At 69.4% G+C, this 20,429-nt stretch carries 22 protein-coding genes; 14 read left to right on the top strand and 8 right to left on the bottom strand.

From position 1 onward, the window contains the following. Positions 1-35: 35 nt before the first annotated feature. Positions 36-1,601, top strand: coding sequence for a methyl-accepting chemotaxis protein (locus B0920_RS11715; protein WP_179119145.1), 1,566 nt, complete (start codon positions 36-38; stop codon positions 1,599-1,601). Positions 1,602-1,621: 20 nt separating this feature from the next. Here the strand turns inward: B0920_RS11715 and B0920_RS11710 are convergent, their stop codons facing one another. Beyond that, complete coding sequence (locus tag B0920_RS11710; RefSeq protein WP_078032665.1) at positions 1,622-2,872, bottom strand: MFS transporter; 1,251 nt, start codon at positions 2,870-2,872, stop codon at positions 1,622-1,624. Then, positions 2,869-3,897, bottom strand: a complete 1,029-nt coding sequence (locus B0920_RS11705; protein WP_078032664.1) for a CDP-6-deoxy-delta-3,4-glucoseen reductase — start codon at positions 3,895-3,897, stop codon at positions 2,869-2,871. The genes B0920_RS11710 and B0920_RS11705 overlap by 4 nt, the downstream gene beginning before the upstream one ends. 172 nt (positions 3,898-4,069) lie before the next feature. Here B0920_RS11705 and B0920_RS11700 point away from each other — a divergent pair, with 172 nt between their 5' ends. The 3 genes from B0920_RS11700 to B0920_RS11690 all read left to right on the top strand — a co-directional run bounded on the left by B0920_RS11700 (position 4,070) and on the right by B0920_RS11690 (position 5,784). Further along, complete coding sequence (locus B0920_RS11700) at positions 4,070-4,960, top strand: SDR family oxidoreductase (RefSeq protein ID WP_078032663.1); 891 nt, start codon at positions 4,070-4,072, stop codon at positions 4,958-4,960. Between the two features lie 18 nt (positions 4,961-4,978). Next, positions 4,979-5,248: a hypothetical protein gene (locus B0920_RS11695; RefSeq protein ID WP_078032662.1), complete on the top strand. Its 270-nt coding sequence runs from the start codon at positions 4,979-4,981 to the stop codon at positions 5,246-5,248. Positions 5,249-5,523: 275 nt separating this feature from the next. Beyond that, positions 5,524-5,784, top strand: coding sequence for a hypothetical protein (locus tag B0920_RS11690; protein ID WP_078032661.1), 261 nt, complete (start codon positions 5,524-5,526; stop codon positions 5,782-5,784). Positions 5,785-5,869: 85 nt separating this feature from the next. Here the strand turns inward: B0920_RS11690 and B0920_RS11685 are convergent, their stop codons facing one another. The 3 genes from B0920_RS11685 to B0920_RS11675 form a co-directional block, all read right to left on the bottom strand. Further along, positions 5,870-6,817, bottom strand: a complete 948-nt coding sequence (locus B0920_RS11685) for a glycine-rich domain-containing protein-like (RefSeq protein WP_143745715.1) — start codon at positions 6,815-6,817, stop codon at positions 5,870-5,872. A 247-nt stretch (positions 6,818-7,064) separates the two neighbouring features. Beyond that, positions 7,065-8,906, bottom strand: a complete 1,842-nt coding sequence (locus B0920_RS11680) for a CHASE domain-containing protein (protein ID WP_229455392.1) — start codon at positions 8,904-8,906, stop codon at positions 7,065-7,067. Positions 8,907-9,109: 203 nt separating this feature from the next. Further along, positions 9,110-10,876, bottom strand: a complete 1,767-nt coding sequence (locus B0920_RS11675; RefSeq protein ID WP_078032659.1) for a glutamine--tRNA ligase/YqeY domain fusion protein — start codon at positions 10,874-10,876, stop codon at positions 9,110-9,112. A 122-nt stretch (positions 10,877-10,998) separates the two neighbouring features. Between B0920_RS11675 and B0920_RS25605 the strand changes: the two genes are divergently transcribed. From B0920_RS25605 to B0920_RS11650, 6 genes are all read left to right on the top strand, one after another. Beyond that, a complete protein-coding gene (locus B0920_RS25605) occupies positions 10,999-11,178 on the top strand; it encodes a hypothetical protein (RefSeq protein ID WP_143745714.1) in 180 nt (59 codons plus the stop codon). A gap of 89 nt (positions 11,179-11,267) precedes the next feature. Then, a complete protein-coding gene (locus B0920_RS11670; protein WP_078032658.1) occupies positions 11,268-11,558 on the top strand; it encodes a DnaJ domain-containing protein in 291 nt (96 codons plus the stop codon). 61 nt (positions 11,559-11,619) lie between these two features. Further along, positions 11,620-12,135, top strand: a complete 516-nt coding sequence (locus B0920_RS11665; RefSeq protein WP_078032657.1) for a hypothetical protein — start codon at positions 11,620-11,622, stop codon at positions 12,133-12,135. Next, on the top strand, positions 12,132-12,920 hold the full coding sequence (locus tag B0920_RS11660; protein WP_078032656.1) for a hypothetical protein: 789 nt from the start codon (positions 12,132-12,134) through the stop codon (positions 12,918-12,920). The genes B0920_RS11665 and B0920_RS11660 overlap by 4 nt, the downstream gene beginning before the upstream one ends. Before the next feature lie 17 nt (positions 12,921-12,937). Next, a complete protein-coding gene (locus tag B0920_RS11655) occupies positions 12,938-13,810 on the top strand; it encodes a hypothetical protein (RefSeq protein ID WP_078032655.1) in 873 nt (290 codons plus the stop codon). Further along, complete coding sequence (locus tag B0920_RS11650; RefSeq protein WP_078032654.1) at positions 13,807-15,015, top strand: MFS transporter; 1,209 nt, start codon at positions 13,807-13,809, stop codon at positions 15,013-15,015. The genes B0920_RS11655 and B0920_RS11650 overlap by 4 nt, the downstream gene beginning before the upstream one ends. Positions 15,016-15,026: 11 nt before the next feature. Here the strand turns inward: B0920_RS11650 and B0920_RS11645 are convergent, their stop codons facing one another. Beyond that, positions 15,027-15,950, bottom strand: coding sequence for an AraC family transcriptional regulator (locus B0920_RS11645; protein ID WP_078032653.1), 924 nt, complete (start codon positions 15,948-15,950; stop codon positions 15,027-15,029). A 92-nt stretch (positions 15,951-16,042) separates the two neighbouring features. Between B0920_RS11645 and B0920_RS11640 the strand changes: the two genes are divergently transcribed. Continuing rightward, positions 16,043-16,786: an SDR family oxidoreductase gene (locus B0920_RS11640; protein WP_078032652.1), complete on the top strand. Its 744-nt coding sequence runs from the start codon at positions 16,043-16,045 to the stop codon at positions 16,784-16,786. Positions 16,787-16,792: 6 nt separating this feature from the next. On the opposite strand, the gene B0920_RS11635 is transcribed toward B0920_RS11640, so the two are convergent. Beyond that, positions 16,793-17,416: a cysteine hydrolase family protein gene (locus B0920_RS11635; protein ID WP_078032651.1), complete on the bottom strand. Its 624-nt coding sequence runs from the start codon at positions 17,414-17,416 to the stop codon at positions 16,793-16,795. A gap of 99 nt (positions 17,417-17,515) precedes the next feature. Here B0920_RS11635 and B0920_RS11630 point away from each other — a divergent pair, with 99 nt between their 5' ends. Further along, positions 17,516-18,496 carry a GlxA family transcriptional regulator gene (locus tag B0920_RS11630; protein ID WP_078032650.1) on the top strand — a complete coding sequence of 327 codons (981 nt, stop codon included), beginning with the start codon at positions 17,516-17,518 and terminating at the stop codon, positions 18,494-18,496. Here the strand turns inward: B0920_RS11630 and infA are convergent. Continuing rightward, positions 18,493-18,759: a translation initiation factor IF-1 gene (gene infA / locus B0920_RS11625; protein WP_078032649.1), complete on the bottom strand. Its 267-nt coding sequence runs from the start codon at positions 18,757-18,759 to the stop codon at positions 18,493-18,495. The genes B0920_RS11630 and infA overlap by 4 nt on opposite strands. Positions 18,760-19,134: 375 nt before the next feature. Here infA and B0920_RS11620 point away from each other — a divergent pair, with 375 nt between their 5' ends. After that, positions 19,135-19,692 (top strand): sigma-70 family RNA polymerase sigma factor, encoded by a 558-nt coding sequence (locus B0920_RS11620; protein WP_078032648.1) that lies wholly within the window; start codon positions 19,135-19,137, stop codon positions 19,690-19,692. Beyond that, positions 19,689-20,390 carry an anti-sigma factor domain-containing protein gene (locus tag B0920_RS11615; protein ID WP_078032647.1) on the top strand — a complete coding sequence of 234 codons (702 nt, stop codon included), beginning with the start codon at positions 19,689-19,691 and terminating at the stop codon, positions 20,388-20,390. The genes B0920_RS11620 and B0920_RS11615 overlap by 4 nt, the downstream gene beginning before the upstream one ends. The last annotated feature ends 39 nt before the right edge of the window (positions 20,391-20,429 follow it).

Genomic DNA, 20,429 nt, shown 5'->3' with positions numbered 1-20,429 from the left:
CCTTCCCAGCCCGGAACCGCTTCTACCAGGGAATCATGTTCAAGAATCTCAACATCGGCACGCGCCTCGCGCTGTGCTTCGGACTGGTGGTGGCCCTGATGCTGGCCATTACCTTCATCGCCCTGAACCGCCTCGGCGCCACGGTCGACGCGATCGACGCCGCCACGGTCATCCGCCAGCAGCAGCTGGAGCCGCTGTACGAGATCCGCGAAACCGTGGCCCAGACCGGCATCTCGGCGCGCAACGCCTACATCGTCCAGGACGAGGCCCAGGCGCGCGCCGAACTGGACCTGCTGGACCGCCAGCGCGAAGCCTACATGGCCCGCCTCGACAAGCTGGAGCCGGTGCTGGCCGGCCGCCCCGCCTACGACAAGGCCAGCGACGGCCTGCGCCTCATGGCCAAGGAACTGCTGCGCGTGCGCCAGTATCGCGAGAGCATGGCGATGGAAGGCTTCGGCGCCTTCCTGATCAACGAATGCACCCCGCTGCGGCGCAGGGTAGTGGTCGATCTGGACGCCGCGATCGACGCCATCGAGGCCGACATGAGCGCCGCCAGCGACAACATCGGCGCCGTCACCAGCCGCGCGCGCTGGATCGTGGTCGCGATCTCGGCGGCGGCGGCGCTGCTGGCGGCGCTGCTCGCGCTGATGGTGACGTCCAGCGTCACCCGTCCGATCCAACGCGCCTGCCGCTTCGCCGAGGCGGTCGAGCGCGGCGACCTGACCGTGAAGCTGGAAGCGCGCACCAAGGACGAACTGGGCACCATGATGCGCACCCTGCACGGGATGCGCCTGGGCCTGGAGCGCATCGTGCGCGAAGTGCGCCACGGCGCGGTCGAGATCTCCACGGTGAGCGACGAGATGGCGGCCGGTAACCAGCACCTGTCCGAACGCACCTCCTCGCAGGCGGCCTCGCTGGAGCAGACCGTGGCCTCGATGGCCTCGCTGACCACCACGGTGCGCAACAACGCCGACTCGGCCCAGGCCGCGGAGCAGGTGGCGGCGTCGGCGTCCAGCGTGGCGCTGCAGGGCGGGGCGCTGATGGAGAAGGTGGTGGAGAAGATGGACACCATCGACGCCGCCTCGGCGCGCATCGTCGACATCATCGCGGTGATCGACGGCATCGCCTTCCAGACCAATATCCTGGCCCTGAACGCGGCGGTGGAAGCGGCGCGCGCCGGCGAGCAGGGTCGCGGCTTCGCCGTGGTGGCGGGCGAGGTGCGCAACCTGGCCCAGCGCTCGGCGGTGGCGGCCCAGGAAATCAAGGCCCTGATCGGCGAATCGGTGAGCGCGATCGGCGAGGGCTCGGCCCTGGTCGGCCAGGCCGGCCAGACCATGGCCCAGATCGTGGCCAGCGTGAACCGGCTGTCGGCCGCGATGCGCGAGATGGCCGCGGCCAGCGACAGCCAGGCCAGCCAGGTGCGCGACATCAGCGACGCGCTCGGCCACGTCGATGGCCTGACCCAGCAGAACGCGGCCCTGGTCGAGCAGGCCAGCAGCGCGGCCCAGTCGCTGCACGAGCAGTCGCGCCACCTGCGCGAACAGGTCGGGCGCTTCCGCCTCGACGCCGAACGCGGCCAGGCGCAGGCGCTGGCCGCCTAAGTCTCGGCCTGGGCGTCGGCCTAGGCCTTTGCCGCCTTCCCGCCCTCGTGGTGCGGGAAGCGGTCCATCTTCGACAGCACCGGGAACAGCAGCGCCCACAGCCCGGTGACCGCCAGCGTGGCGGCGCCGCCCAGCAGGATGGCGCGCACCAGGCCCAGCCAGCCGGCGGTCACGCCAGACTCGAATTCGCCCAGCTCGTTGGAGGCGCCGATGAAGACCGCGTTGACGGCGCTGACCCGGCCGCGGATCTCGTCCGGGGTCTCGTACTGCACCAGCAGGTGGCGAATGTAGACGCTCACCATGTCGCCCGCGCCCAGCAGGAACAGCGCGCCAAGCGCCACCGGGAAGCTGTCGGTCAGGCCCATCACCAGCGTGCACAGGCCGAACAGCGCCACCCCGCCGAACATCCAGGCGCCGACCCGGCGCGTGATCGGATAAAACGCCAGCAGGATCGAGCAGAGGGCCGCGCCGGCGCCGGGCGCGGTGCGCAGCAAGCCCAGGCCGGTGGGGCCGGCGTGCAGCACGTCGTGGGCGTAGGCCGGCAGCAGGGCGGTCGCGCCGCCGAACAGCACCGCGAACAGGTCGAGCGAGATCGCGCCGAGCACGATCGGGCGCGACCACACGAAGCGCAGGCCTTCGAGCAGGGTGTGCCAGCTGACCGGCGCCTTGTTCACCACCTGCTGCACGCTGCGCGTGCCCGCCATCAGCAGCACCGCCAGCGCCAGGAGGCAGCTCGCGCTCATGTGCACGACCTGGGGGCCGAGGGCGTACAGCAGGCCGCCGATCACCGGGCCGGCGATCACCGCCACGTGGAAGGTCGAGGAGCCGAGCGCCACCGCCTGGCTGAAGGCGTGGTCCGGCACCAGGTTCTTGAGCACCGCCTGCGAGGCCGGCATCATGAAGGCGCGCGCGCTGCCGAACAGCACCAGGATCACGAACACCGGCCACACCGTCCGGCTGCCGCTGGCGGTGAAGGCGACCAGCATCAGGCTGCACAGGAGCTGGGTGGCCATGCACAGCAGGACGATCAGGCGCCGGTTGTGGCGGTCGGCCACGTGGCCGGCCCACAGGATCAGCACCAGGAAGGGCGCGAACTGGGCCAGGCCGATCAGGCCGAGGTCGAACAGGCTGCCGGTGATCTGGTAGACCTGCCAGCCGATGGCCACGCTCTGCATCTGCACCGCCAGGGTGCCGAGGAAGCGCGCGGACAGGTAGAGGGACAGGTTGCGGTTGCGCAGGACCGCCAGGCGTCCCGGGGACGCCACGCTCACGACTGCGCCAGGTCGGCTTCGGAGGTGAAGGAATCCGCGAAGAACTCGTCCGCCGGCAGGCCGCACTCGGCCACGTAGTCGCGCCGCGCGCAGTCCACCATCACCGGCGCGCCGCAGGCGTAGACCTGCCAGCCTGAGAGGTCGGGAATGTCCTGCATCACGGCCGCGTGCACGTAGCCTTCGCGGCCGCGCCAGTTGTCCTCGGGCTGGGCGTCCGACACCACCGGCACGTAGCGGAAGTCGGGCAGGGCGCTTTCCCAGGCGCGGCACATCGCGTCCATGTACAGGTCCTGCGGACGGCGTCCGCCCCAGTACAGGCGCACCGGGCGGGTCGATTTCAGGTGCATCAGGTGCTCGACCAGGGCCTTGACCGGCGCGAAGCCGGTGCCCGAGGCCAGCAGCACGATCGGCTTGTTCGACTCCTCGCGCAGGAAGAAGGTGCCGAGCGGGCCCTCGAAGCGCAGGATGTCGCGTTCCTTCATGGCGCCGAACACGTGGTCGGTGAACAGGCCGCCCGGCATGTGGCGCACGTGCAGCTCGAGCGGACCGTCGAAGGAGGGCGCGTTGGCGATGCTGTAGGCGCGGCGCTTGCCGTCCTTGAGCAGGAATTCGATGTACTGGCCGGCGCGGTAGGCCAGGGCCTCGTTGGCCGGCAGCTGCAGGCTGAGGATGGCGACGTCGGGCGCGGCGCGGCGGATCGCGGCGATGCGGGTCGGCATCTTGCGCAGCGGGTATTCGCTGCTGCCGCCCACTTCGCGCGCCTCGATCACGAGGTCGGCCTCGGGCACGGCGCAGCAGAACAGGGACATGCCCTGGGCCTGTTCGAGCTCGGTCAGGGCGCGCTGCTGGTGCGGCTTGTGGTGCAGCTGGCCGTCGAGGACCTTGCCCTTGCAGGAGCCGCAGGCGCCGTTCTTGCAGCCATAGGGCAGGCCGATGCCGGCGCGGATGGCGGCCGTGAGGACGGTTTCGTCGGCCTCGCAGGTGAACTGGTGGCCGCTCGGCTGGACGGTAATCTGGAAGCTCATGCGATGTCGTTCGGTTGGGCGTCGCGCTGGACGCGGGCGGCATGGCGCCGCGGGTTGATCTGATGGCGTTTTGCCAACGTAATGGGGCGCTATTCTACACCGGAGCGCCATCCGCCGCCCGGCGCCGCCCCGTCTGCTGTGCTAGAGTAGGCGGCTTTACGCGCCCCCGACCATGACCACCATCCCCGCCTTCGACCGTCCGCGCCTGCTCATCGTCGGCTGCGGCGACGTCGGCATGCGCCTGCTGCCGCTGCTGCGCGAGCGCTTCCGCGTGTTCGCCCTGACCAGCCAGCACGAGCGCTGCGCCGAGCTGCGCGCCGCCGGCGCGGTGCCCGTGGTGGCCGATCTCGACCAGCCGCACACGCTGGCGCGCCTGCGCGGGCTGGCGCCCTGGGTGCTGCATCTGGCGCCGCCCCAGCAGGACGGCGAACGCGACCTGCGCACCCGCCGCCTGGCGGCGGCACTGGGTGGTGGCGTCCGCCGCATGGTCTACGTCAGCACCACCGGGGTGTACGGCGATTGCGGCGGCGCGCTGGTGCGCGAGCACCGGCCCGTCGCGCCGCGCAACCCGCGCGCCGCGCGCCGGGTCGATGCCGAGCGGGTCCTGCGCGCCTGGGCCGTGGCCGGCGGCGTGCAGCTGGCCATCCTGCGCGTGCCGGGTATTTACGCGCGCGAGCGCCTGCCGCTCAAGCGCCTGGAGCAGGGCACGCCGGCGCTGCGGCCTGAGGAGGACGTGTACACCAGCCACGTGCATGCGGACGACCTGGCGCGCATCGTGCTGCAGGCGCTGCTGCACGGCCGGCCGGGACGGGTCTATCATGCGGTGGACGACACGCGCATGAAGATGGGCGACTACTTCGACGCGGTGGCGGACCGCTTCGGCATGCCCAGGCCGCCGCGCCTGCCGCGCGCCGAGCTGCGCCAGGTGGTGAGCCCGATGCTGCTGTCCTTCATGTCGGAGTCGCGCCGGCTCGACAACACGCGCATGAAGCGCGAGCTGCGCGTGCGCCTGCGCTATCCGGACGTGGACATGGCGCTGGCCCGCATGGCGCCGGTACAATGACGGCCCCGAGGAGAAGCCATGACTTACGAAGAATACCTGGATGAAGTGACGACCCTGATCGTCGAGAAGTACAACCTGGACGACGCGGCCGCGATCAGGATCGTGGTCGAGGCCCAGGACAAGGACTACTTCGTGGCCCACGACGACCAGCCGTCGATGCGCACCCTCGATCGCGCGCATGCCGATGCGCGCACCCTGTACCAGGCCAGCGCCCATGCCAGGGGCGGCCGCCAGGCGCCGCGTCGCGCGTCGACGTCGGCGCCGAAGCAGCCCGCCAAGCGCAAGTAAGCGCAAATAAGCAGCGCAAGCAAGCGCGTCAGGCCGCCCCGGCCCATTCCACCGTCCTTCCCACGATCCGGCCATGCCCCAAGCATGGCCGCGCCCCGTCACGCCCCTGCCGATAGCAAAAAATCAGGGTCTTGAGCAAAGATTAATCAGTATGTGTATGATTTCGCATTCCGCGAAAAATGCCATATAAAAGGTGCCGTTTGAGCTCCAGGGGTTAACTTTCGCCGAAAGATTTACGAATTTATCAAATTTACAATATTCTTGAAAGAGCCGCCATGCCTATCCGACGCCTGCCGCCCGGTGCGCAATACGATCCCAACCGCGTCCTCGACGCCATCATCGCCAGGCTGCGCCTGAAGAACGACGCGGCCCTGTCGCGCGTGCTGGAAGTCGCGCCTCCGGTGATCAGCAAGATCCGCCACAACACCTTGCCGATCGGCGCCACCATCCTGCTGCGCATGCATGAGGTCAGCGACTTCAGCATCCGCGAACTGCGCGCGTTGATGGTCAAGGAAGAGGCCGGGGCGGCCGCCTGAGAGGGGAGCGAGCGGGGCGGAAACGCCGCGGCCGGCGGGCGGAGGCATCCGCCGGCCGGCCGCGGGAAGACGGGGCCGTGTCTGTTCAGGCAGCGAGCAGTTGCTTGCCCGGCGAGGCGCACCAGGCGGTGGCGCCGGCCTGGGATGCCGACTTGCCAGGCGAAGCGCACCATGCGGTGTCGCCCGCTGCGCTCAGGTCCTTGCCCGGGGACGCGCACCATGCGGTCTTGACGGCCTCGGCGATCTTGTTGCCGGGCGACGCGCACCATGCGGTCGCGACGCCCTTGCCCGGCGAAGCGCACCATGCGGTGTCGTTCCCCTTGCTCGCCGCCTTGCCCGGCGAGGCGCACCATGCGCTGTCGGCGGCTTTGCCCGGCGAAGTGCACCATGCGCTGTCAGCGGCCTTGCCCGGCGAAGCGCACCATGCGCTGTCCGCGGCCTTGCCCGGCGAGGCGCACCATGCGCTGTCGGCGGATTTGCCCGGCGAGGCGCACCATGCGCTGCCGGCGGATTTGCCCGGCGAGGCGCACCATGCGCTGCCGGCGGCTTTGCCCGGCGAAGCGCACCATGCGCTGTCGGCCGCCTTGCCCGGCGACGCGCACCATGCGCTGTCGGCTGCCTTGCCCGGCGAGGCGCACCATGCCTGCTTGCCGGCGGCCTGTGCGCCGAACTCGGCGGCGTACAGGGCGCGCATGCGCTCGCCGGCTGCGACCTGTTCGCCTTCGACGGCGCCTTCGCCGATGCCGACGTAGGGGTAGTGGTGCAGGAAGTAGCCGAACACTTGCTCGCAGTCGCGTGCGTACTTCATGGTGTCCAGGATGTGGTAGTGCCAGAAGGTGTCGACGTCCACCGTCGGCGAAGCCGCGCAGTCAGGGTACTTCTTCATCAGGAACAGGAAGCGCCGGTACTCCGTCTCGACGGCGTTGGCGCGTACTTCGGACCAGCCTTCGCCCGATTCCACGTGCATCAGTTTCAACTTGATCGGTGTGAGGTCAAGGGCTTGGAGAGCTTCGAATTCGGTATTCGTCGACATCGTGATCACCTCGTATTCAGTATTGTGATGGTGGGGGTACTGCGTAGATCCCTGTTTTGGCACTGTTGGCGTACTTGACGATGGTCCTCCTCTGTGAACGGATGGGAAAAAGGCCGGGACCGGGTCTTGACCGGTGACAGCAGTGAACATTTTCCTGCGTGCGCGCAGGGAAACTGTTGACCTCGGTCAAGCAAGCACATCTGGTGTTTTTTGAGCACAACTGCTTCGCAGCAGCTTTTCGACAGGCTCAGGCGGCGACGGGAACGGAGGACGCGCCGGCGGGGGCGGCCGGGCTGGTGACGGGGATGGTGACCACGATGGTGGTGCCGGTTTCCGGCCCGCTGCTGATCGAGAACGAGCCGCCCAGGATGCCGACCCTTTCCTCGATGCCGACCAGGCCGAAGGACCCGTTGCGGTTGCGGCTACCCGGCTGCATGCCGACGCCGTTGTCGCGGATGGTCATGGTCAGCATGTCGGCGTGCTGGCGCAGGTCGATCCAGACATGCGAGGCGTGGGCGTGGCGCGCCACGTTGTTGAGCGATTCCTGCAGGATGCGGAAGAAGGCGGTGGCGCAGTGGTCGTCGATGCGGTGCTCCTCGCCGTCGTCCACCAGCTCGCACACGATGCCGGTGCGGCGCCCGAAGTCGGCCACCTGCCAGTCGACCGCCGCCGACAGGCCGAGGTCGAGCACGTTGGGCCGCAGGTCGTTGATGATCTGGCGCACGCTGCGGATGGTGAGCTCGATCTGGCGCACCGTGTCCTGGGCGCGCGCGTGCAGGCGCCGGTGCGCGCCGCCGCGGGTGCGGTTGGCCAGCATCTCGGCTTCGATCTTCAGGGCCAGCAGGTTCTGGGCCAGGTCGTCATGGATCTCGCGCGCGATGCGTTTGCGTTCGCCTTCCTTGATCTGCTCGGCGTGCGCCGCCAGCATGCGCAGTTTCTCGTGGCTGGCCTGGAGCTTGGCCTGGCTGGCGCGCAGCTCGCGCGTCATGTCCTCGGCCATGCGCAGGGCGTTGCGGCGCGAGGAGGCCATGGTCTGGAACAGGGCGTAGAGCAGGGCCGTGCTCATGCCGCCGGCGAAGGCCGCCAGCCAGGGGTAGTACATGTCGAAGCTGGTGTACAGCGCCGAGCGCGCGATGCTGAAGTCGGCGCGCCACAGGCGCTGGTTGAACTCGATCGGCAGGCTGGCCGAGAACACGCCGTCCTCGCTGGGCGGCGGCGGGTGGGGCTGGCGCACCGTGGCCATGCTGTCGTACAGGATGGCGCGCGGCGGCAGTTCGCCCGGCTCGGCCGGGACCTCGCTGAGGTCGGACAGCACCAGGCGCGTGCCCTTGACCGGGAATTCGTCGAGCACCCCGCCCACCAAACGCGACACGCTGAAGCCGATGCCGGCTGAGCCGACGTAGGCCAGGCGCCGCTGGGCGATGGTCGCGGTGGGCATGCTGCTGCGGTAGACCGGCAGGCGCAGCGCCTGGCTGCTCTGGTTGGGGCCGGGCTGGATCGCGATCCGGGTGCCCGAGGCGCTCAGCACGTTGGCGTCGCGCGCATGGGCCAGCACCTGGCGCGTGTAGCTGCGCGCCTCGAGGTCCATGCCGAGCTTCTCGAGATCGGGACGCGAACGCGGTTCGATGTAGACCAGCACCGTATAGGTGTCGCGACCGGGCTGGGGCGCGAGGGGCAGATGGTCGCTGACCACGCCCAGGCCGCGCATGCGCTCGCGCAGTTCGGCTTCCAGCGCCGGCAGCGCCGGCGCGCGCACGCTGCGCGCATAGTTGATGACCTCGATGCCGGGGAAGTTGCGCGCCATGTCGAGCTGCTCGACGTACTGGTGGAACTGGCCGGCGCTGGTTTCCGGGTCGGCGCGGAACAGGCCGGCCACTCCGCGCAGCACGTCGCTGTAGCTCTTGATGCGCGCGTCGATGGTGTACTGGGCCGCCCGCGCCATGGTGCGAAAGCGCGCGCGGGCGTCGCTCTCGATCGCTTCGGCGGTGGCCAGGTAGCCGGCGCAGCCGACCATGAGCGACAGCAGGGCGCCGGTCACGACGACGGCCGGGCTCGCGAACATCCCGGCTGGGTGGCGGTCTGGCGTCATCGTCTGGTTCCCGGATCGTGAAAGGGCCTACTTAACGTGAATCAATATTGTTAAGCTAAGCAATGTCGCGGGACATGATACCTATCAAACCTGATAGGTTATCGTAAATACCACAGTCCTTTCCATGGCGACATGCATCCGAAGGCAAAAGAAAAACCGCCGGGGCGTGAACCGCGGCGGTTTTGCGGGGCGACAGCGAAGGCTTACTTGCCCCAGCTGTCCTTCAGCGTGGTCACGCGGTTGAACACCGGCTTGCCCGGGGTCGACTCCACGCGGTCGGCCACGAAGTAGCCGTGGCGCTCGAACTGGAAGCGCTGGTCGGCCACCGCGTCCTTCAGGCCCGGCTCCAGGTAGGCGGTCACGGTCTCCAGCGCGTTCGGGTTGAGCGCGGCCTTGAAGTCCTTGCCGCCGGCGTCCGGCTGCGGGTCGAGGAACAGGCGGTCGTAGAGGCGCACCTCGGCCTGCAGCGCGCTGGCGGCGCTGACCCAGGTGATGTTGCCCTTGACCTTGTAGTTGTCCGCGCCCGGGGTGCCCGACTTGGAATCCTCGAAGTACTTCACGTGCACCGCGGTCACGTTGCCCTCGGCGTCCTTGTCGTAGCCGGTGCATTCCACCACATAGCCGTACTTCAGGCGCACGCGCGAACCCGGCTGGTCGCCGACCGGCGGGGTGAAGCGGAAGTAGCCCTTGGTCGGCACTTCCATGAAGTCCTCGCGCTCGATCCACAGCTCGCGGGTGAAGGGGAAGCGGCGCACGCCCCATTCCGGGTGGTGCGGGTGGACCGGAGAGGTGCACTCGTGGGCTTCGCCCTCGGGGAAGTTGTCGACGATGAGCTTGAGCGGACGCAGCACGGCGATGGCGCGCGGCGCCTTCGGGTCGAGGTCGTCGCGCAGGGCGCCTTCCAGGGTGCTCATGTCGATCCAGCCGTCGGCCTTGGAAACGCCGATGCGCTCGCAGAACAGCTGGATCGATTCCGGCGTGTAGCCGCGGCGGCGCAGGCCGACGATGGTCGGCATGCGCGGGTCGTCCCAGCCGCTCACGATGCCCTCGTCGACCAGCGAGCGCAGCTTGCGCTTGGAGGTCACGACATAGGTCAGGTTCAGGCGCGCGAATTCGTACTGGCGCGGCACCGGGCGCTGGAAGAAGCCGCCGTCGGCCAGGGTCTCGACCAGCCAGTCGTAGAAGGGGCGGTGGTCGGTGAACTCCAGCGTGCACAGCGAATGGGTGATGTTCTCCAGCGCGTCCGAGATCGGGTGCGTGTAGTCGTACATCGGGTAGATGCACCACTTGTCGCCGGTGCGGTGGTGGTGCGCATGGCGGATGCGGTACAGGGCCGGGTCGCGGTTGGTCATGATGGGCGAGGCCATCGCGTCCTCGCTCATCTTGGCGCGCAGGATATGCTCGCCGTCCTTGTACTTGCCGGCCTTCATGTCGCGGAACAGCTGCAGCGATTCCTCGACCGGGCGGTCGCGGAAAGGCGAGTTGGTGCCCGGCGTGCCGAAGTTGCCGCGGTTTTTTGCCATCTCCTCGGCGCTCTGGCTGTCGACGTAGGCCTTGCCGGTCCGGATCAGGTATTCGGCCATCTCGTACAGCTGGTCGAAATAATCGCTGGCGTAGTGCAGGTATTCCTGGCCTCCCTGCTCCCAGGAGAAGCCGAGCCACTTCACGCTGTCCATGATGGTGTCGACGTATTCCTGGTCTTCCTTCTCGGGATTGGTGTCGTCGAAGCGCAGGTGGCAGCGGCCGGCGTAGTCGCGCGCCAGGCCGAAGTTCAGGCAGATCGACTTGGCGTGGCCGATGTGCAGGTAGCCGTTGGGTTCGGGCGGGAAGCGGGTGATCACATCCGGCATGCCGTCGCGCTTGTGGGTGCCGGCCGCGCGGTCGTTCTCGACGATGGCGCGCACGAAATTCGACGACAGGGTCGGCGCCGGCGCGTTTCCGGCCGCCGGGGTATTCTTATCGTTACTCATGAAAATGGGTATGGATGGAAAGGTTATTCCCATCATTTTACCGTAGACGGGGGCCACCCTGGTTCCCTATGTGGTGGAGCGCACGGTGCGCGGCAAGGCGTGCGCCCATACTTGGAGGACCCATGACACCCTTGCAAGGTCAATCCATGAAAACCCTCGCCACCCATCCGGACTTGGTGCGGGCCTGGCTGCTGGCCGTCGGCAGCCTGCCCATGCCGTCGCTGCCGCCGGCGCCGCCCGGCCGTCCGGCGCCGCCGCCGGCGCACCCGCGGCCGTCCTTGCTGCCTCCCTACCGGTGTTAGCCGCTAGGCAAGCCTGACAAGTTGACGTTTTCTATAGGATAATCTCTGTTTTGCCGTCCGCCGGGCGGCTGTTGCCGGGAGAGTTCCAAGTGGAAAATTTATACGCGATCCTCGGCGTCGCGCCGAACGCCAGCGACGACGAGATCAAGAAGGTCTATCGTTCGCTGGCGATGCGCTACCACCCGGACCGCAACCAGGCGCCGGGCGCGGAAGCGCGCTTCAAGGCAGTGACCAAGGCGTACGAGATCCTGTCCGACCCCGTCAAGCGCGACGAGTACAACCAGAGCGTCAACCACCGCATCGTGCTCGACGCCGAGGCCGAGGCCTTCGAACTGTGGCGCTCGCTGTTCGCGCTCAACGGCGTCAATCTCCAGGCCTGACGCGCCGACGGCCGCAGGGTCCGCCCGCGCGCGGCAACCATGAATCAACAGGACAACCACGATGAAACACGTACATCCCGAATTCTCCTTCCAGTCGCGTGAACTGGAAGGGCAGATCGAGGGCACCCTGGGCGACCCGCCCAACCGCAAGAACTACGACATGATGGTCGGGGCGCTGGTGGCCGAATACGCCGGCGGCTCGGGCCTGGACGACGTCAACCTGATGGCCTTCGCCCTGGTCGACAAGATCCGCTTCAAGGACCCCAAGGGCCTGATGCGCGAGGCCGCCGACTACGAGGGCGGCGACCCGGCGCGCGTGTTCGCGATGGCCGAATGCGGCGGCGAGGATGGCCAGGCCATGTACGCCTCCATGACCGCCAACCACCCGGAACTGGCGCGCCAGGCCATCATCACCGCCTTCCTGTACAAGAACCAGGGCCGCTGGGACGACATCGACCAGTCGCTCGACCAGCTGGCCGAGGGCGACGACGGCGACGAGGACGACGAGATGGACAGCACGGCCGCCACGGATGACTTCACCCAGCTGTTCGATCCGGAAGGAGGGGAGCGCGAATGAGCGACGACGACAACAAGGGCAGCAACCTGCCCGCGCTGACCAGGCAGGTCGGCGAACTGGTGCTGGCAGGCTCCCTGGAGCACGCCGAGGAAGTGTTCTCCAAGGCGGCCGAGGAGCACGGCGACTACGCCGTGGCCCAGGTGCTGCAGGAACTGCCGCCCCAGGTCACCGCCCTGCACCTGTCGGGCTTCGACGGTTCCAAGACCTCGCTCGCCACCATGCTGGTGCCGCCCGCGGCCTGGGCCGAGAGCCTGGCCTACCTCGCCGCGACCTGGCCGGACGACATGATCGAGGACGATCCGGAACGGATCGCCGAGAACCTGTTCAACCATGTGTATGGCGTGGTGTACGCCCAGGATGACGAGGAGCGCCGCCAGGAGCTGCTGGCCGCCGCCTCGAGCACCGACCACGGCGCCACCGTGTTCGCCATCATCTGGTCGCTGGCGCCGAAGGAGATCCTGGAAGTGGCGGGCGAAATCCTGTCCAAGGGGCGCTACGTGACTGGCCAGACCAGCGGCGACAGCGACATCGTGCCGCTGGCGATCGACCTGGCCAAGGCCAGCGAGGACGGCTGGGAGCGTTCGCTGCTGGAGGTGTTCCCGGAATTCCGCCACAGCGCCGAGATGGCCGACATCGAGCTGCCGGACGACCCGGACGAGGAATCCGAGTTCCAGCAGCGCACCACCCGCGAACTGCTGTACCGCCTGCGCAAGCAGGTGCCGTCGGTGCGCAGCCTGCCGCGCCGCAGCACACGCCGCAGCATGGGCACGGACATCTTCTCGTGACGGGGGCGAACGGAGCGATGCTGCCTGCAATCGTCATCGAAAAGCCGCCGCGCCTGGTGCGCGCGATCAAGCTGCTGCCGGCCGAGGCCAGCGCGGACGAGGCCGCGATCCTGGCCGACGAGCTGTCCGGCATCACCGCGATGGTGGCCGAGAAGTTCACCAATGACCGCACCGCGGAAGGCATCCAGCGCGCGCTGCTGCTGACCGTGGGCGGCGTCTCGCTGGGCCTGGAGCACCTGGCCGACACCGAGGACGAGCTGGAGTCGCTCGAGGTGCTGATCGAGGAGGGCGCCGAGTTCGTGTTCCAGGCGGGCTTCCGCCTGATCCGCGAGCTGGCCGCGCTGCCCGAGGACAGCCTGGTGGGCGAGTACGACAACGATCCGGTGTACAGCCAGCGCCGCCTGAAGGAGCTGTTCGTCGACCTGTGCACCGCCGACCCGGGCGAGAGCTGGTCGGGCTACGAGCGCTACCTGGGCCAGGTCGAGCAGCGCAAGAAGGTGCAGGCCATCGTGCGCGCCGCCCAATGGCTGCGCCGCAACCACTACGAAGGACCGGTCGAGGATCCGGACCTGAACGCCGAGGGCGTGATCGCGCTGGCGATCATCTTCGCGGTCGAAGGGGGAGGGCGCATCACCGCGCGCACCGGCCAGAAGGAGTTCGAGCGCTTCGTCAAGTCGGTGCGCAAGAACGATCCCGACTTCGAGGCCGGCTGGGCCGAGCTGATCGCGCGCGTGCCGGACGCCCACAAGGCGGTGATCGCCGAGCGCATCGAGACCTACCGCACGCACTGCACGGTGCTGCAGAACATCCGCACCAAGGCCAGCCTCAAGCAACTGTTCACCGAACTGGAAAACTACGCCGGCTCGGAGCTCGAGGCCGACTACCCGTGAGCGCGGCGCGCGGTCGGATCGCGTCCGGAAGTCCGGAATTCCGGCGCATCAACCGCGCGATGGCCTTCGGCGGCTTTTCCATCTTCGCCCTGCTGTACTGCGTCCAGCCGCTGATGCCGCTGCTGGCGCAGGACTTCCACCTGACCCCCGCCCAGAGCAGCCTGGCGCTCTCCAGCTCGACCGCCACCCTGGCGCTGGCCCTGCTGGCGTCCAGCAGCGTGGCCGAGCGCTGGGGCCACAAGACCGTGATGGTGGCCTCAATGTACAGCGGCGCGCTGCTGAGCATCGCCTGCGCGCTAACCGCCAGCTACCCGCAGCTGGTCGCGGTGCGCGCGCTGCTCGGCCTGATGCTGGGCGGCCTGCCCGCGGTGGCCATGGCCTACCTCAGCGACGAGATCGAGCCGACCTCGCTCGGGCTGGCGATGGGCATGTACATCAGCGGCAGCGCCTTCGGCGGCATGAGCGGGCGGGTGCTCTCGGCCCTGCTCAGCGACTTCGTGTCCTGGCGCATCGCGGTCGGCCTGCTCGGCGTGGCGGGCCTGGTCGCGGCCTGGGAATTCGCGCGCAGCCTGCCGCCTTCGCGCCATGCGAACGCGCCGCGCTGGCGCGGGCCGGGCTTCCTCGCCGGGCTGCGCCTGCACCTGAGCGACCCCGGCCTGCCCTGGCTGTTCGCCCTGCCCTTCCTGCTGATGGGGGCCTTCGTCAGCCTCTACAACTACATCGGCTACCGGCTGCTGGCGCCGCCCTTCGAGCTGCGCCAGGCCGCGGTCGGGGCGCTGTCGCTGCTCTACCTGCTGGGCATGTTCAGTTCGATGTGGGCCGGCCGGCTGGGCGACCGCATCGGCCGCCGCAACGTGCTGTGGCTGGTGCTGCTGCTCATGATCGGTGGCCTGCTGTTGACCCTGCACGATTCGCTGCTCGCGGTGGTGCTGGGCGTCGGCCTGGCCACCTTCGGCTTCTTCGCCTCGCATTCGGTGGCCAGCAGCTGGGTCGGACGGCGCGCCCAGCCGCCCCAGGCGCTGGCCTCGGGCATCTACCTGTTCTTCTACTACCTGGGTTCGAGCGTGGTGGGCTGGGCCACCGGCTACGTGTGGGAACACTGGGCCTGGCCGGGCGTGGTGGCCATGCTGGGCGGCGTGCTGCTGCTGGCGCTGGGCATCGCGCTGCGGCTGCGCGGCCTGGCGCCGGTTGCGCTGGCGAAGTAAGGGGGCGCCCGCTACTGGAGCGGGGAAGCGGAGCTCGTGGTCCCGTCGCGCGCGAAGCGCGCCGGCGGCACGCCCAGGTGGCGGGTAAACGCCACGCTGAAGGTGCTGGCCGAGCTGTAGCCGACCCGCTGCGCCACTTCCGCGATGCGGCAGGCGCCGCGCCGGAGCAAGTCCTTGGCCAGGGCCATGCGCCAGGCCAGCAGGTATTCCATCGGCGCCATGCCGACCGCTGCGCTGAAGCGCTCGAAGAAGGCGGAGCGCGACAGCGCCGACTCCTTCGCCAGCTCGGCCACCGTCCAGGCCTGGGCGGGCTGCGCATGGATCCGGCGCAGCGCCGCCGCCAGGCGCGGATCGGCCAGGCCGCGCACCAGGCCGGGCGCGGCGGCCGTGCCGTCCGCGCTTCTCAGCGCTTCGATCAGCAGCACTTCGAGCAGCCGCGCCAGCACCACGTCGCGTGCGGGACGCTGGGCGCGCGATTCGTCGCGCACCAGCTCGACCAGGCTGGCCAGGCGGGCGTCGCCGCGCACGTGCACCATGCGCGGCAGCAGCGACACCAGCAGCGCGGCGTCGGGCGCGCCGAACACGCAATGGCCGATCACGAAACGGGTGTCGGGTTCGCCCTCCGGGTCGCCGTGCCGGACTTCGCCCGGGCCGAGCTGCAGCGGCGCGCGCTCGAAGGCGGCGGCCGGCGGCGCGGCCGCGCCCGACATCGTGAACTCCCAGGTGGCAGGGACCAGCACGAAGTCGCCCGGCGCCAGCGGCAGCGGCGCTTCCCCCTGCAGGGTCAGCACGGGGTGGCCGTCCAGCACCGCGCAGAAGGAGGGCTGCCCGGTTTCCACACGGCGCGCACCCCAGGCGCCGGCAGCGCCGACCAGCTTGACGAGGCGGGCGGCGGGCTGGAGCAGGGCCACCATCTCGGCCAAGGGATCGCTCATCTGGACTCTCGCAAACGAATTATGGATGGTCGATTGTAGCGCGTCCTGGCTTGCTCGCCTATGCTGGGAGCTCCACCATTCAAGGAGTGTCCATGCAAACCATCTTGATCACCGGCTGCTCGTCCGGCTTCGGGCTCGACATCGCCCGCCATTTCCTCGGCCAGGGCTGGCGCGTGGTCGCCACCATGCGCAAGCCCGATCCGTCGCTGTTTCCGGCGTCCGAGCGCCTGCGCCTGCTGGCGCTGGACGTCACCGATCACGACAGCATCGCCCGCGCGCTGGACGCGGCAGGCCCGGTCGATGCGCTGGTCAACAACGCCGGCGTCGGCGTGCTGTACCCGCTCGAGGCGACCTCGATGGCGACCGCGCGCAGCGTGTTCGACACCAACACCCTCGGCACGATCGCCCTGACCCAGGCGGTGCTGCCCGGCATGCGCGCACGGGGCGGCGGCACCATCGTCAACGTCACCTCGAGCGTGACCTACCAGCCGCTGCCCCTGCTGTCCGTTTACACGGCCAGCAAGGCCGCCGTGAACGCGTTCACGGAATCGCTGGCGCTGGAAGTCGCGCCGCTCGGCATCCGCCTGCGGCTGGTGCTGCCGGGGCGCTCGCCCGGAACCCGCTTCGGCGAGAATGCCCGCGGCCACATGCAGGCCGAGGTCCCGCAGGCGTACCGGCCGCTCCTCGACGCGGTGTTCGGCGCGGCGCGCGAGGCCGGACCGGTGACGCAGGCGCAGGACGTGGCGCAGGCGGTATGGCGGGCGGTGACCGACCCCAACGCGCCAATGCGCATCCCCGCGGGCGAGGATGCGCAGCAGTTGGCCGTGGCGGCCTGACGCGTCCTAGCCGCGCAGCGCGCGCTGGGCCGACAGGTAGACGTTGTCCACTTCCAGCGCGACGCCATCCTTGACGGCGCCGATCCAGGCCTCGGTGGTGCTCACCGCCGCGAAGTTGGAATGGAAGACCACGCTGAACACGCGGTGGATCTCCTCGGCGCTGGCCTTGCCGGCGGCGTTCTCGTAGGCCGGCACGCCGCTGGCGTCGGACAGGAATTCGACCTTCAGGCCGTCATGGGCGGCGGCGTAGGCGGTGGCGGCGTCGCAGTTCTGGGTCATGTAGCCGGCGATGACCAGGGTGTCGATCCCGCGCGCGGCCAGCCACTCGCGCAGGCCGGTGCCGGTAAACACGCTGGCCATGGTCTTGTCGATGCGGTGGTCGGCCGGCTGGGCGGCGATCTCGGGATGCAGTTCCCAGCCGTGCGAACCCCTGGCGAACACTGGGGCTCCCGGCGGCGTCTCGTGCTGGACCACGATCACGGGGATGCCGTGCTCGCGTGCGGCGCCCATGGCGCGCAGGATGTTGGGCAGGGACTGGCTGACCGGCGGATAGGCGATCGGCAGGCCGCCGTCGAAATATTCGTTCTGGACGTCGATGACGACCAGGGCGCGGCGCGGGGTGGTGCTCATGGTGCTGTCCTCCTTGGGTTGGTATGGGATGCATTCTGCGCCCCGTGCCGGCAGCCCGACAGTGGCCCGAAGGTCAATCTGCGATAGAATCGGGCCATCATGGCCAAGTCTCCCTCACCGGTACGCATCGCCGTCATCGCCTTCGACGGCATCACGCCCTTCCACCTGTCGGTGCCGGGCGTGGTGTTCGGCGCCGTGCCGGAGGAGGCGGGCGGCTTCGAGGTGCTGGTATGCGCCGAGGGCGGCGCGCCGCTTGCCACCTCGGCCGGCTTCTCGATCGCGGCGGACCACGGCCTGGACGCGGTCGACGGCGCCGACATCGTCATCATGCCGACCTGGCACGACGACTGCCGGCCTGCGCCGCCGGCGCTGCTGGACGCCTTGCGCCGCGCCGCCGGCCAGGGCGCGCGCGTGGTCGGCCTGTGCCTGGGCGCCTTCCCGATGGCGCAGGCGGGCCTGCTGGACGGGAAGACCGCCACCACCCACTGGGCCTACGCGGATGCGCTGCACGCGCGCTACCCCAAGGTGAAGGTCGACCCGGAAAAGCTGTACGTGGACGAAGGCCAGGTGCTGACCTCGGGCGGGGTGGCGGCGGGACTGGATTGCTGCCTGTATCTGCTGCGCGCGCTGCGCGGGGCGGACCTGGCCAACCGGGTGGCGCGCCGGCTGCTGGTGGCCCCGCACCGCCAGGGCGGGCAGGCCCAGTTCATCGAGCGCCCGCTGCCGGTGAGCCCGAGCGACGGACGCTTCGCCGAGGTGCTGGAGTGGGTGACGCGCAACCTGTCGCTGGCCCACAGCCTGGATGCGCTGGCCGAACGCGCCGCCATGAGCCGGCGCCACTTCACGCGCCACTTCCGGCAGGCCACCGGGACCTCCTTCAAGCAGTGGCTACTGGCCCAGCGCCTGGCCCAGGCCCAGCGCATGCTGGAGCGCAGCGACGCCGCGGTCGAGGTGATCGCGGACGAAGCGGGCTTCGGCAGCGCGCTCTCCCTGCGCCAGCACTTCCGCGCGGTGCTGCACACCTCGCCCTCGGCCTACCGCAGGCAGTTCCGGGCGCAGCACGCGCCCGGGGGCGATTAGCGGCGCTCGCCGCGGTTGGCGGGACGGGCAGGGGCGTTGCCCTTGGCCAGGTGGCGGAAGGTGATGCGTCCCTTCTTCAGGTCGTAGGGCGACATCTCCAGGCTGACCGCGTCGCCGGCGATGATGCGGATGTGGTTCTTGCGCATCCTGCCGGAGGTGTAGGCGATCAGTTCGTGGCCATTGTCGCAAGCGACCCGAAAGCGCGAATCGGGCAGGACTTCGGACACGACGCCATGCATTTCAATCAGTTCTTCTTTTGCCATGATGGGTTCTCCGGTTAATTAACGAATGCCGCGGCCGGCGCGAGTGCGCAGGGCGGGCGGATGTGACGGTGGAACGTGCCGGGCGGGCGCGCTGCGCGGGCCGGCGGGAAAACGAACGAGCCAGCGTCACGGCTGGCTCGGTGGCAGGGCTGCCATTCTTGCAAGGGCGCCACGGCCAAGGCTATCTGCCAGGTGCCGGGCGTCGGGCGCAGGCGCTGTCGTCCTGCGTCTGCCACAGGAGATGGGGACGCTCTTCAGAATTTCCAGGCTTGATTTTTTTGTCGCCGCCGACGCGGCGGCGCGCGGCCCGTCTTATATAATCGACCAGCTTGTTGATCCTGCCACGCCGGCCAATCCCAACCCAGAACGGACCCCGTGACGACCGCACCCGAGACCTTCGACTATGAGGCCGCGCTGAGCGCCATCGCCCGTGGCGAGCGCCAGGCCCTGCGCCGCCTGTATGACCAGGAAAGCGCGCGCCTGTTCGGCGTGGCGCTGCGCATCGTGCGCGAACGCCAGCGCGCCGAGGACGTGCTGCACGACGCCTTCGTCAACATCTGGACCCGGGCCGCGAGCTTCGACCCGGCGCGCGGATCGGGGCGCGGCTGGATCTACACCGTGGTGCGCCATGGCGCGCTGGATGCGATCCGCGACGGCGCGCGCGAAGTGGGACTGGACGAGGAGGCGCTCGACGACCTCGACGCCGAGCGCCGCAGCGAGGGCGTGCTCGAGGCCTTCGAGCTGCGCGAAGAGCTGGGCCGGCTGCGCGACTGCCTGGAGCGGCTCGATGCGGGCAAGCGCAACAGCATTTTGTTCGCCTACGTCGAGGGCTTCTCGCACAGCGAGATCGCCGCCCGTCTCAAGTCGCCGCTGGGCACGGTGAAGGCCTGGATCAAGCGCGGACTGAGCGCGCTGAGGGAGTGCATGGTATGAATCCGAACCGCGACCCCTTCGAGCTGGCCGGCGAATACGTGCTCGGCACCCTGGACGCCGCCGAGCGGCGCGAGGTCGAGCAGGCCCTGGCGGATGACCCGGCCCTGGTCGCCGCCGTCGGCTTCTGGGAAAGCCGCCTGCTGCCCCTGAACCAGCTGGTGGAGCCGGTGGCGCCTCCACCGCGCCTGTGGGAACGCATCGCGCACAGCGTGACGCCGGCGCAGGCAAGCGCGCCGCGCGCGCGGCGCCCACGCTGGTGGGAAAGCCTGGGCCTGTGGCGCGGACTGGCCGCCGGCGGCTTCGCGGCCGCCGCCATCATGGCCGTGGTGGTGGGCCTGCGCCTGCAGCAGGTCGAGGCGCCGCGCTACATGGTGGTGCTGGCGGCGCCGCAGAACGCGGCGCCGGGATGGGTGCTCAAGATGGTCGACCAGGACACGCTGCGCCTCGAGCCGCTGGTGTCCACCGTGGTGCCGGACGAGCGCGCCCTCCAGCTCTGGACCAAGGCCGACGGCTGGAGCGGGCCGGTGTCGCTGGGCCTGGTCAAGCCGGGGCAGGCGGTCGAGGTCAAGCTCGACAAGCTGCCGCCGGTGGAGCCGAACCAGCTGTTCGAGATCACCCTCGAACCGCGCACCGGTTCGCCGATCGGCCGTCCGACCGGCCCGATCCTCTACATCGGCCGCGCGGTCAAGATGGGCTGAGCGGCGGCCTTCATGAGCTGATCCGGCCGCCGCCCGCCT

Source organism: Massilia sp. KIM, from assembly GCF_002007115.1.
Lineage (GTDB): Bacteria > Pseudomonadota > Gammaproteobacteria > Burkholderiales > Burkholderiaceae_D > Telluria.
This window is presented reverse-complemented; position numbering and strand designations above follow the sequence as displayed.